At 57.3% G+C, this 12,462-nt stretch carries 11 protein-coding genes; 3 read left to right on the forward strand and 8 right to left on the reverse strand.

What is annotated here, in order from left to right:
* Nucleotide 1: 1 nt before the first annotated feature.
* Nucleotides 2–1,036 carry an LLM class flavin-dependent oxidoreductase gene (locus tag AC2FNC_RS02935; RefSeq protein WP_496714575.1) on the forward strand — a complete coding sequence of 345 codons (1,035 nt, stop codon included), beginning with the start codon at nt 2–4 and terminating at the stop codon, nt 1,034–1,036.
* Between the two features lie 9 nt (nt 1,037–1,045).
* Nucleotides 1,046–2,524, forward strand: a complete 1,479-nt coding sequence (locus AC2FNC_RS02940; RefSeq protein ID WP_496714576.1) for an aldehyde dehydrogenase — start codon at nt 1,046–1,048, stop codon at nt 2,522–2,524.
* On the opposite strand, the gene cuyB is transcribed toward AC2FNC_RS02940, so the two are convergent.
* On the reverse strand, nt 2,514–3,314 hold the full coding sequence (gene cuyB, locus AC2FNC_RS02945; RefSeq protein WP_496714577.1) for a cysteate racemase: 801 nt from the start codon (nt 3,312–3,314) through the stop codon (nt 2,514–2,516). The genes AC2FNC_RS02940 and cuyB overlap by 11 nt on opposite strands.
* A gap of 3 nt (nt 3,315–3,317) precedes the next feature.
* Nucleotides 3,318–4,331, reverse strand: coding sequence for a D-cysteate sulfo-lyase (gene cuyA / locus AC2FNC_RS02950; RefSeq protein ID WP_496714578.1), 1,014 nt, complete (start codon nt 4,329–4,331; stop codon nt 3,318–3,320).
* A gap of 122 nt (nt 4,332–4,453) precedes the next feature.
* On the opposite strand from cuyA, the gene AC2FNC_RS02955 reads away from it, so the two are divergent.
* Nucleotides 4,454–5,359, forward strand: coding sequence for a LysR family transcriptional regulator (locus tag AC2FNC_RS02955; protein ID WP_496714583.1), 906 nt, complete (start codon nt 4,454–4,456; stop codon nt 5,357–5,359).
* Between the two features lie 133 nt (nt 5,360–5,492).
* Here the strand turns inward: AC2FNC_RS02955 and AC2FNC_RS02960 are convergent, their stop codons facing one another.
* The 6 genes from AC2FNC_RS02960 to AC2FNC_RS02985 all read right to left on the reverse strand — a co-directional run bounded on the left by AC2FNC_RS02960 (nt 5,493) and on the right by AC2FNC_RS02985 (nt 12,294).
* Nucleotides 5,493–7,229: a SulP family inorganic anion transporter gene (locus AC2FNC_RS02960; protein WP_496714579.1), complete on the reverse strand. Its 1,737-nt coding sequence runs from the start codon at nt 7,227–7,229 to the stop codon at nt 5,493–5,495.
* Between the two features lie 135 nt (nt 7,230–7,364).
* Nucleotides 7,365–9,047 carry a bifunctional protein tyrosine phosphatase family protein/NAD(P)/FAD-dependent oxidoreductase gene (locus AC2FNC_RS02965; protein WP_496714580.1) on the reverse strand — a complete coding sequence of 561 codons (1,683 nt, stop codon included), beginning with the start codon at nt 9,045–9,047 and terminating at the stop codon, nt 7,365–7,367.
* A 15-nt stretch (nt 9,048–9,062) separates the two neighbouring features.
* Nucleotides 9,063–9,947 carry an MBL fold metallo-hydrolase gene (locus tag AC2FNC_RS02970; RefSeq protein ID WP_480604325.1) on the reverse strand — a complete coding sequence of 295 codons (885 nt, stop codon included), beginning with the start codon at nt 9,945–9,947 and terminating at the stop codon, nt 9,063–9,065.
* A 92-nt stretch (nt 9,948–10,039) separates the two neighbouring features.
* Nucleotides 10,040–10,660 (reverse strand): hypothetical protein, encoded by a 621-nt coding sequence (locus AC2FNC_RS02975; RefSeq protein WP_496714581.1) that lies wholly within the window; start codon nt 10,658–10,660, stop codon nt 10,040–10,042.
* A gap of 150 nt (nt 10,661–10,810) precedes the next feature.
* Entirely contained in the window at nt 10,811–11,476 is a 666-nt protein-coding gene (locus tag AC2FNC_RS02980; protein WP_480516433.1) for a Crp/Fnr family transcriptional regulator, read from the reverse strand.
* A gap of 110 nt (nt 11,477–11,586) precedes the next feature.
* Nucleotides 11,587–12,294: an IS6 family transposase gene (locus AC2FNC_RS02985; protein ID WP_496714582.1), complete on the reverse strand. Its 708-nt coding sequence runs from the start codon at nt 12,292–12,294 to the stop codon at nt 11,587–11,589.
* Nucleotides 12,295–12,462 lie beyond the last annotated feature (168 nt).

Genomic DNA, 12,462 nt, shown 5'->3' on the forward strand with positions numbered 1-12,462 from the left:
AATGGAGTTTTCCCTTTTTGCCCATATGGAACGGCTGGGCCCCGAAGAGTCGCATGAGAAGTTGTATGAAGAGTTCATCGAGCTGTGCAAGATGGCTGATCAGGCAGGGATGCGTGCGGTCTGGACCGGTGAACACCACGGGATGGATTTCACCATCGCACCCAACCCGCTGATGTCGCTGGTGGACATCGCGCATCATACCAAAAACGTGCGCCTTGGCACCGGCACTGTGATCGCACCGTTCTGGCATCCGATCAAACTGGCGGGAGAGGCAGCCGCGGCGGATATCATGACCGGTGGCCGGATCGAACTGGGCATAGCGCGCGGTGCCTACTCTTATGAATATGAGCGGCTTATGCCCGGTCTGGACGCATGGACCGCCGGTCAGCGAATGCGAGAGATCGCTCCTCTGCTGCCCAAATTGTGGGAAGGCGACTACGCGCATGACGGAGCGTTCTTTCAGTTTCCCGCCACCAGTTCGGCGCCAAAGCCGGTGCAGCTCGGCGGGCCACCCATCTGGATTGCCGCGCGGGATCCGAACAGCCACGAGTTCGGCGTTCAGAACGGGTTCAACATTCAGGTCACCCCGCTCTGGCAAGGCATCGAAGAAATCGAGACACTGATGACCCGTTTTGAGACCGCCTGCGCCAATCACGGCGGAGCGCGCCCCAAGATCATGCTGCTTCACCACACCTATGTCGGGCGCGATGACGCTGAACTGGATCAGGCTGCGCGGGATTTGTCCCGGTTCTACAACTATTTCGGCGCGTGGTTCCAAAACAAGCGACCAGTCCGACAGGGATTGATTCAGGCTCTGACCGAAGAAGAAATGGCAGCCAACGCAATGATGGCACCCGAAAACCTTGTGCGCGATCTGACAATCGGCACGGCGGACGGGGTAACAGAGCGTCTGAAACGCTATGAAGACCTTGGATATGATGAATACTCGTTTTGGATCGACAGCGGCATGAGCTTCGAACGCAAACGCGCATCGCTTGCCCGTTTCATCGACGATGTAATGCCAAAGTTTCAGTAAGGGGCCGCAATGCACCATAAGCCACATTTCCAGCTTTTTATCGACGGCACTTGGACCGAAGGGGCACGTGGGCAAGTGATGACCTCTTTGAACCCCGCGACGGGCGAGGAATGGGCCAGTTTCGCCTGCGCCGCACCCGAAGACGTAGAGCGCGCCGTTTCTGCAGCGCGCCAGTCACTTGACGATCCGGCGTGGCGGGACATGACGCAAACCGCGCGTGGCAAACTGTTGTTCCGGCTTGCGGAACTGATCGAACAGAACGCAGGACGCCTTGGCGAGGTCGAGACGAAGGACAGCGGCAAGCTGCTGGCGGAAACCGCGACCCAAACGGCTTATGTCGGCGATTATTATCGCTACTATGCGGGGCTGGCGGACAAAATCGAAGGCGCGGTCCTGCCGATCGACAAACCGGACATGCATGTCTTTACGCGGCGCGAGCCCATTGGCGTGGTGGTCGCAATTGTCCCCTGGAACGCGCAGATGTTTCTGACGGCTACCAAGCTTGGGCCAGCTCTGGCCGCGGGGTGCTCGGTTGTGCTGAAGGCATCAGAGATTGCGCCCGCCCCAATGCTGGAATTCGCCCGCTTGATTGACAAAGCGGGATTCCCACCCGGCGTCGTTTCCGTCATTACCGGGGACGCCGAGAACTGTGCGATCCCTCTCACCCGACACCCTGACGTGGACCGCATCGCGTTTACTGGCGGGTCGGAAACGGCGCGCCATGTGGTGCGCAACTCGGCGGAAAACTTTGCTGTAACCACGTTGGAATTGGGTGGAAAATCCCCGATCATAGTTTTCGATGATGCCAATCTGGATGGTGCGGCCAACGGACTGATCGCGGGTAATTTCGGCGCTTCAGGTCAAAGCTGCGTCGCAGGATCGCGCGGGCTGATCCATCGCCCCCTTATGGAATCCCTTATCGCCAAAATCGAAGAAAAGATGACGGGCATTGTCATCGGCGATCCATTGAAACCTGAAACACACATTGGCCCGCTGTGCACAAAAGCTCAGATTGTCAGAATTCAGGCGACGCTGGCCAAGGCCAAGGAACAGGGTGCACGTATTCGTTTCGGTGGCGCGCCACTGGATCGGTCAGGTTATTTCATGGCCCCAACGCTGGTGGAATGCACCAGTGCCGAGACGGAGACCCTAAAGGTGGAAATGTTCGGCCCCGTCATGTCCTTGCTGCCCTTCGACACTGAAGAAGAGGCAATCGCCCTGGCCAATGACACGCCGTTCGGGCTTGGCTCGGGCATCTTCACCGAAAATGTCGCCCGTGCTCACCGTGTTTCATCACGCCTGAAATCGGGCATCTGCTGGATCAACACCTACCGCGCCGTCTCACCCATCGCGCCCTTTGGCGGTTTCAATCAATCCGGTTATGGCAGGGAATCGGGATTGGAGGCCATTCACGATTACACGCGAACCAAGACCGTTTGGCTGAATACATCGGACAAACCGATGTCGAACCCATTTGTTATGCGCTGAGGTGATCTGCTAGACGATCAACGATCACAACTGCACAGCAGCGCTGCCTTCCAGCCTTATCACTTGCCCCACTTTCAGCAGGATCAAGAGTGGGTGCGATTTGCTTGGGAAACGCGATGATCGCATCAACCAACAGGTCAATCGTATCAACAGCTCTTACGTCCGCGGCGACACTGTCGGCGATTAACGACAGCTCTGAACACGCGATAAGTTGCATATCTGCCCCGGCACCAATCAGTTCCGCAGATACGGTATTCAGAGTTTCGCGTGCCTCATTGTAAGGATCACCGGCCTTGATCCTGCGGATGGCCGCAAGCATCTTGCCCTCATCTGCTGGCCAGACAACTGACATTCCCCGCGCTTGAAACGCGGTGTCGAAAAGACCTACGCGCCGCAGCGCGGGCGACGCCAGCATCCCGATACACCCACCCGGTCCGATTGTCCGGTCGGCACGATCCACTGCCAGTTCCACCATGTTCAACAAGGGAATAGTCGCGGCATCCGTAATCGCAGCAGCATAGTAATGTGCTGTGTTGCACGGCATAGCCAAGGCCACAGCCCCGGTGGCTTGAAGACGACGTGCCATCGCGGCAAGGACAGGCCCCGGATCCGCGCCCGTTCCGTCAATCAGGTGAGCAATACGAGACGGCACCTGCGGGTTCATATCGATCAACAACGGGATATGGTCGCGATCGTCGTCTGCTGGCACAGTCTCCACCAACTTGCGCTGGAGGAGGATAGTCGCCTCAGGGCCCATGCCACCAAGAATACCGATCGGGGCCCGCGTCATTGGTCAGATATTGACCCAGCGGTTCTGATGATCAAACACAAAGTCATACCCCCCCAGCGCCGCTGCAGCGCCGGTATGCAGGAATACGACTCGCTGGTCCCGGAACTCGCCTTTGCGTGTGAGATCAATAAGACCTGCCGCACCTTTTGCCGAATAGCAGGGATCCAAAAGTATCCCCTCCAGCTCGGCAAACATTCGGATTGCCTCGATACCACTTTCGGTAGGCATGCCGTAACCCTGTCCGACGTAATCTGTATTGGCCATCACGTCTTCGCGGTTCACGACGCCTGCACATCCCAGCTTCTCGGCTGTTTTACAGGCAAGATCGTAAACCATCTGTTCTTGTTTAAGTTGGGGCGCCCGGGTCCCGACCCCCAAAACCGGCACCTTCGCGTTCATGGCGCACATACCGGTCACCAACCCCGCCTGCGTTCCCGAAGAGCCGGTCGCGTGCACCAGCCGGTCAATTCTTAAACCGCGGTCGTTGGCTTGGCCCAAAAGCTCAAAAGCTGCGTTCACATAGCCAAGGACACCTGTCGGATTTGATCCACCACCGGGGATGAGGTAGACGTTGCGCCCCTCTGCCCTTTTCTTTTCTGCTGCTTTTTCCATCTCGGCCGGCATGTCATGCCCGCCGGGAAATTTCTCGGTGGTTGCACCGTGGAGGTGATCCAGCAGGACATTGCCGTTGGTGTTGTAGTTTCCGTCCTGATAACCGGTGCGATCTTCGAGCAGAATATGGCAATCAAATCCCAGCTTGGCTGCAAAAGCGGCTGTCTGTCGGCCGTGGTTGGTTTGAGTTGCCCCTTGCGTCATGACCATATCCGCGCCCTGCGCCTCAGCTTCGGCCATCAGGAATTCCAGTTTGCGGGTCTTGTTGCCACCGGTTGACATACCAGTGCAGTCATCGCGTTTGATCCAGATTTCCACCCCCAGTTCTTTGGACAGCCTCTTCATCGGCTCCAACGGCGTCGGCAGATGGGCAAGGTGCACACGTGGAAAGCGGGCGAGATGCATGTGGAGGCTCCTAACATTGAATTTCGGCAATTTGCCATCCCTCAAACCGTGCATCTAATTCAAAATTCTACTCATAACTTGCATAAGCTGCATGTTAGATGTCCTTAGTTTATTTAAACCCCATGCGCTTGGAATGGATCGATGACATATTGGCTGTTTTGGATAGCGGTTCCTTGACACGAGCCGCTGAGAAGCGGCTTCTCACTCAATCTGCCTTCACCCGGCGGATACGGCTTATCGAAAACAGCGTCGGAGCCACCCTGTTTGACCGCCGCCGCAAGCCCGTATCACTTATGCCTGGCATTCAGTCATTAGAGCCCGAACTGAGAGAGCTTAGTACGCGGCTGCACAAACTGCGACATGTGCTGAAGACAGCGAATGACCAAACCGGGAAGTCACTGTCGTTTGTGTGCCAACATGCTTTGACGACCACGATTTCGCCAAGGATCGTGCAAACGCTGACCGAGAATGACGATATCCCAATTCACGTGCGATCGGGGAACCAGGACGAATGTCTTTTGAACCTGATCTCAAAACAGGTCGATTTCGCGATCATGTATTCGGTTCCGGGCGACGAAATAAGCAGTATTGGTGACGCATTCGAAGCCAAGACACTTGGCACGGACACTTTGATTCCCGTTTGCGCACCCTCTGTTCGCAACAAAATCACCAGTGCGGCACTTCCGGTCATAGGCTATCCGCCCGATGTGTTTCTGGGTCAAGTTTTCGCTCGGAAAATCGCGCCGCGATTACCAGAGGAAACCACACTTGTGACCAGAGCTGAAACAGCCCTGACACTTGCGATGCAACAATATGCCCTGAATGGAATTGGCGTTGCCTGGTTACCTCATTCCCTGGTTGCTGCGTCCCTGGCAACAGGTCAGCTTCAACGCGTTGACAGTACGCTTCCTTCACAGGAACTGACAATCAGGATGGTTCGTTTTGCGGTTGCTCAGTCCGAGTATTGTGAGCAAATCTGGCAAAGCTTTGATGCGCTTCCATTCGATTTCGCTACGTTGCATTATTGATCTGACGTCGAAGTAAACCACTTCCGGAATGCAAATGAGTGCGGCCCAAGGCAGCCCACCTATTCAAGGTGAACCCGAGTATTAAGCCCGCATCGGAACTTCTCACGGGATTCTGGCCCTAATTCGGCTCTGGTTACTCTGCCGCTGATGTTACCCTCTCCGGTGCGGTCAGCCGCTGCCATGCGTCGTACTGGGCGAGAAAGATCTGCCCGTTGAGGTCGTCGAGGAAATGCGACTGTTTCAGGCGGTCCATGACGGGGCCTTTGACTTCGGACAAGTGCAGACCAACGCCCATGTCACGCAGGCGGTGGTTAATGGCCTCAAGGCTTTCGAGGGCTGAAAAGTCGACCTCGTTCACCGCCGAGAACATCAAAACCACGTTGCGGATTTCGCAGCCCTCGGTCACTCGCGCCTGGATCAGGTCTTCGAGGAAACGGGCGTTCACGAAATACAGGCTTTCATCCACCCGCAGCGTCACAAGTGACGGCTCGGTGTCGACTTTGTGGCGATTGATATTGCGGAAGTGCTGCGTGCCCGGCACAAGCCCGACCTCGGCCACATGCGGGCGCGACGTTTTGTATAGATGCAGAAGGATCGAAATTGCCACGCCGCTGGCCACACCGGTTTCGACCCCGGCCAGCAAAGTCAAAACGATGGTGGCGGCCACGGCGGTAAAATCGGCGCGCGAATATCCCCAGGTCTTTTTCAGGATCGACAGGTCCACAAGGCTTAGCACCGCAACAATGATCGTCGCGGCCAGCGTGGCCTTGGGCAAAAAGTACACCAGCGGTGTCAGGAACAGTGCGGCAATCGCCAGACCACCAGCGGTATAGATGCCTGCCGCCGGGGTTTCCGCCCCCGCATCGAAGTTCACCACCGAGCGTGAGAACCCGCCGGTGACCGGAAAGCCGCCGGTAAATGCCGCGCCCAGGTTGGCTGCGCCCAGACCGATCAACTCCTGATCGGGGTCCACGCGCTGGCGTTTCTTGGCAGCCAGCGTCTGCGCAACCGAGATGCTTTCGACAAAACCGATGATCGAGATCAGGATCGCAGGCACCAGCAATGCACCGATGAGGTCCGAGGACAGCCCCGGCAAAGTCAGTGGCGGCAGGTTCTGGGGCACGTCGCTGACGATCTTGACGCCCTGCGCATCCAGCCCGAACCCCCAGACGACAACTGTGGTCACCACCACGGCAGCAACTGGTCCGGCCTTGGTCAGCACGTCAGCCAGCAGGGGCGTCACCCCCATGCGCCGCAACGCGGGTTTGAGGTTCTTGCGCACCCAAAACAGGAACGCAGTGGCCAGCACGCCGATGATTACCGTCAGCCAATTGGTCTGCCCAAGGTTTTCGAAGATTGAGCCCAGCATCCCTGGCAGGGTATGCCCATGGGCGCTGACACCCAGAATGTGCTTTATTTGGCTGGTCGCTATCAGGACACCCGACGCGGTAATGAAGCCTGCGATGACAGGATGGCTGAGGAAATTGGCCAGAAAGCCCAGTCGAAAAACGCCCAGCAGCACCAGAAACCCACCCGACAGGAAAGCCAGCGTCAGTGCCGCCACCATGTATCCAGCTGTGCCCTGCTCGGCCACCTGCCCCACGGCGCTGGCTGTCAGCAGCGACACAACCGCGACGGGCCCCACCGCCAACGCCCGACTGGTGCCAAAAACCGCATAAAGGATGATCGGCAATATCGAAGCATAGATCCCGGCCTCGGGCGGCAGCCCTGCCAGCAAGGCATAGGCCAAGGACTGTGGGATCAGCATGATCGTGACGATCACAGCCGCGATCAGATCATTCGACAGTGACGCCCGGCTATACTGGCGACCCCAGTCAAAAATAGGAAGGAAACGTAAAAGGCTCTGCATGGGTTCACGTCCTGAGAAAGCGGCGGCCAGAGCGCGGGAGGCTCTGACCACCATACCGTGGCCCGTCGCACATTTGGTGAAGGCGGGACAGACCAGAACTTAAACCGGTTCTTCCGGTGTCAGTTTCGAGAGGTGTTAATCGGTCGCCACCTTCAGTGGCTCGGGTTTGGCCAACCACTCTTTGCCCTTCAGCATCGCAGACCAGTAGATCGGCGGCAGCAGCTTCTCCTTCAACAGCCACGCCAACCGGCTGGGTTTGGTTCCGTCGATCAGAAATTTCGGGAAGCTGGGTGTCATCACCCCACCATAGGCGAACTCGGCCAGAACGATCTTGCCACGCTCGACCGTCAACGGGCACGAGCCGTAGCCGTCATAGGCGGCAACCGGGCCGCGGCCCTGAATGTCTGCCACGATATTATCGGCCACGGTCGGTGCCTGTTTACGCGCCGCCGCTGCGGTTTTGGCGTTGGGCGCGTTCATCACGTCGCCCAGCGACCAGATATTGTCAAAGTTCTTGTGGCGCAGTGTCGCCTGATCAACATCGACCCAGCCCGCCGCGTCCGCCAGCGGCGACACGCGAATAAAGTCCGGCGCGACCTGTGGCGGGCAGACATGCATCATGTCAAACTCGACTGTGACCAAATCCGGCTCCGCGTCGGGCACTGCAACCTTAAAGGTCGCTTTTTTCGCCGCCCCATCTACCGACACCAGATTGTGAAAGAAATTCAGCGAGGCGTCGTATTTTCTGACGTATTCCATCAGCGCCGGGACATAGTCCTTGACCCCGAACAGCACACCGCCAGCGTTCATGAACTGGATGTCGATATCCTTCAGAACGCCGCGCCGGAACCACGCATCGCCCGACAGATATAGGGCTTTTTGTGGCGCACCCGCGCATTTGATCGGCATCGGCGGCTGAGTGAACAGCGCCCGGCCCTCCTTAAGCCCTTCGACAAGCTGCCAGGTGTAGGGCGCCAGGTCATAGCGGTAGTTCGAGGTCACCCCGTTGCGGCCCAAGGTTTCTTCCAGCCCTTCGACCGCGCTCCAGTCCAGCTTGAGCCCCGGAGACACGACAAGACGGTCGTATTTCACCACGCGACAGCCATCCAGAATAACGGCATTGTTCAGCGGCTCGAAGGCAGCAACTGCCGCCTTGATCCACTTCACCCCGCGCGGGATCAGGGATCCCATCGTCTTGGCGGTCTGTTCTGCGGAGAAGACACCCCCACCCACCAAAGTCCAGCCGGGCTGATAATAATGCACGTCAGACGGATCAATGATGGCGATCGACAGGTCGGATTTGCGCGCGTGCAGGCTGGCCGCAGTGGCAATACCGCCAGCCCCACCGCCCACGATAACCACGTCGAAGGATGCGTCGCCCGTGTCGGTCGGCGTTTTCCCACCATTGGCAATGCGGCGGGCGACGCCGCTCATGTCATAACCGGCGACCTTGGTGGCAGACAGGATTTCGGATACCGGACGCTTGTGCGCCGCCTCTTTCAACGACCACAAAGTGGCCGAGCGCGTGCCGGTCCGGCAATAGGCCAGAACCGGACCCGGCAACTCGGTCAGCGCGCTGCCAAAGGCCTCGGCGTCCTCGTCCCTGACGATCCCGGTTTGCACTGGAACATAGCGCACCTCGAGACCCAGTTTTTCCGCAGCTACCTCGATCTCCTCAAAAGTCGGCTGATCGGCACCTTCGCCATCGGGGCGGTTGCAAATGATGGCACGAAAGCCCGCGCCTTTTATAGCCTCGATGTCACTTGGCGTAATCTGCGGCGACACCGAAACTGCGCCTGATATCTTTCTGATGTCCATGGGTGCCTCTTGCGTTCAGAGCTTGTTGACTGGGACTTTGAGCATCTGGTTCCCGTCCTGGTCCGTTGGAATGCCGCCCGCCCGGATGTTGACCTGAATCGAGGGTACGATCAGCGTCGGCATTGCCAGCGTCGCGTCGCGCTCGGACCGCATTTTGATGAACTCGTCCCTTGTCTTGCCGCCGCCCACGTGAATGTTGTGGGCCTTCTCCTCGGCCACCGTGGTTTCCCACTGGATGTCACGCCCGTTGGGACCATAATCGTGACACATGAATAGCCGGGTTTCGTCCGGCAGGCTGAGCACCTTGTGAATCGAGTCATATAACGTCCCCGCGTCGCCCCCGGGGAAATCGGCCCGCGCCGAGCCACCGTCAGGCATGAACAACGTGTCGCCCACAAAGGCTGCATCCCCGACAACATGCACCATGCAGGCGGGTGTGTGGCCCGGCGTATGCATGGTAAAGGCGGTCATGTTGCCGATCTTGTAGGTCATGCCATCGACGAACAGGGCGTCAAACTGGCTGCCGTCCCGCTGAAACTCGGTGCCTTCATTGAAGATCTTGCCAAACACGTCTTGCACGATCTTGATGTTTTCACCGATGCCGATCTTGCCGCCCAGCTTTTTCTGGATGTAAGGCGCGGCTGACAGGTGGTCGGCATGGGCGTGGGTCTCAATGATCCATTCCAGCTTGAGGCCCCTCTTCTCAACCTCGGCAATCAGCATGTCGGCATGGCCAAACGTAATGCGGCCAGCGGCATAATCGATATCCATGACACTGTCGATAATCGCACAGGCATTCGAGGTCGGGTCCGCAACAATATAACTGATCGTCGCCGTCGCCTCGTCGTAAAAACCCTGAACATCGGGCTTCACGCTCAGATCAACTGGGTAGCTTCCAATCGGCGTCGCTATCGCGTCGGCCATTTTCTGGTTGTGTATCTCGATTGACTTCTGATCATTCATGATCTTGCCTCCTAACTGGCGCGGATCCGTTACCCGTTTCCGCCGCGTGTCATCATCATTTCGTGGACGGCGTCCATGCCGCGATCCGCCATCGCGCTCACTTCGGCCGCATGGATATGCATGGCTTTGGCTATTTCCGGATCGTCAGATGTTTGCACCACTACGATCCCTTCAGAGGTCACTTCGATATCCGAGGTGATCTTGTCGCCATGTTGAAAAAATATGTCGAGGGTCGGGCTCTGAATGATGATCATCGGATCATCCTTGCGACTCACCCGATCGATCATCCCGGCAACATGGGAGACCAGAGCATCCATGACATCCGGGTCGGAAGATCTTGTGACAGTGCGAATACCGTTGGGAAGGTTTTCAACCTCGCGTGTGATCGTATCGAAATTGCGGAACATCACAGCCAGCTCGGCGCTTTCCTCGGGCGTCGCGTTCTCGCTCCTCAGCCCCGGCATGTTGACCTCGTCGTGGCCTTGCCCATCTGCACCGTGACGATGCTCTGCCCGTTCACCGGTCATTCCCTGGCGATGCCCGTGCCCGGACATCAGAAAGATGTAACTGCCAGCCGCGCCGACCAAAGCAGCAACAAGCAACGCAATGGCGATGCCGCCGAACGTCCGGGCGGGATTGCGGTCATTCATCTTTGTCTCCTCCGTTTCTGCCAACCCTCATCCGGCCTTCGCGTGAGACCTGCAATCACCATGGCGGCATGAAAAGTTGAGGAGTAAATATAACTTTGAAACCCCGACTTCAGTGACAAAGTCACGAAACCGGAAAATTTCCCGAAATGGTCAGGTGCTTTGAGCCAACTGTTCCAAAGCCGCCTTGTTGGTTATCGTAATGCGCCCCCGCGATTGGGTAATCATCTCGCGTTTTTGAAAGTCCTGCAAAATCCGCGATACGACTTCACGCGCGGTGCCCAGTTCGCTGGCGAGTTGCTGATGCGTCGCCTGAATGTCTTCCCGACCCCCGGACAGAACCAGAAGGCGTTCAGCAAGGCGAATATCCAAGTGCCCGAATGCCACGTCATCGACTACCCGCAACAGATCAATCAGCCGGCGCGAGTAGGCCTCGAACACAAACTCACGAAATGCGTCTTCTTCCGAGACCAGACGGTCAAAGGCATGTTTCGGCAAGATCACCGCCGTTACGTCGGTTTCGGCAATACCTTCAGCGTTATATGCTTCTTCTGCCAGCATGCAGGCCGTCGTCAGCACACAGCTTTCCCCCGCCTCGACCCGATAGAGCACGATCTCGCGGCCCGAATCCGAACTTTGAGAAACGCGGATCCGTCCGTCATACAAGAACAACAGGCTGTCGGGGACGTTGTCAGGGCCGAATACCTGAGCGCCTTTTGGGCACCGCACAATACGGGCCGCCGTACGTAACCTTTCACGCACAGCCTTCGGAAGGCGGCTTGTCCCGTGAAATCGCTCAGTCCAGTCCAAAATTGTCATCTTGCGTTGCGCATGGGTGCCACAATGCCCTCCTCAATCGGCGCGATACGGTTCAACGGTGCTGTCAGACGAATTCGAACCAGTCTCAGTTTGCCGCGGAAACCGCGAACCTATCCGGAACAAAGTTGACGCCACTCGGCGAGAGCGGCGGTGCGGGTCAGCTTGAAGGTGTCTCGACTGGCTAGCGATCTTTCCTGGTTGAAGTGATTGTAGACAGAGGAATGGACGGAGGCGAATTTCTGCAAACTTCGCATTCGCCTGAAACGCTGCATCGCGCGTTCGCGTCGTCGAAACGGCAGGTGCGAATTCTCGACGCGGTTGTTGAGCCACCTTCCCGTCTGTTGTTTTTCGAGCGCGCCCATTTCTCTGAGCGCAGCCATGTAGGAAGCGAAGCGATCTGTGACGATCTCTTCGGCGCAACCATGTCGCTTCATCAATTTCTTGAGGAATTTCAGCGCTGCAGCTTTGTTTCGGCGTTTGGTAACAACGGCTTCCAGCACCTCGCCTTCATGATCCACAGCCCGCCAAAGATAATGCCGCTTGCCATTCACCTTCACGAAAACCTCGTCAACGTGCCACTTCGATTTTGAAAAGGCTCTGAGTTGCTGAACACGCTTTCTTCGGATCTCTGATGCAAACATAGGGCCAAACCTGTTCCACCAATATCGGACAGTTTCGTGGCTCACGTCGATGCCTCGCTCGTGTAACAGATCTTCGACATTTCGAAGCGAGAGCGGGAAACGGATATACAGCGTCACCGCAAGGCGGATTATCTCGGGGCTGGTTTTGAAGTATTTGAATGAGGCAGGTCTGGTCATGGGAAAAAGCTACGCAACCGCCCTGCCCGCCTCAAGCCAAGTTCTTCTGACAAAACCCGCAAAACGCCCCAATACAAAGTCTCGGCAAAGCTCCGAAAGAAGGTTGAGATGCTGTTTGCCCACCTCAAACGCATTCTCGGGCTGGGACGACTCCGATTACGTGGCCCT

It is taken from the genome of Ruegeria sp. BHSA123 (assembly GCF_059613425.1).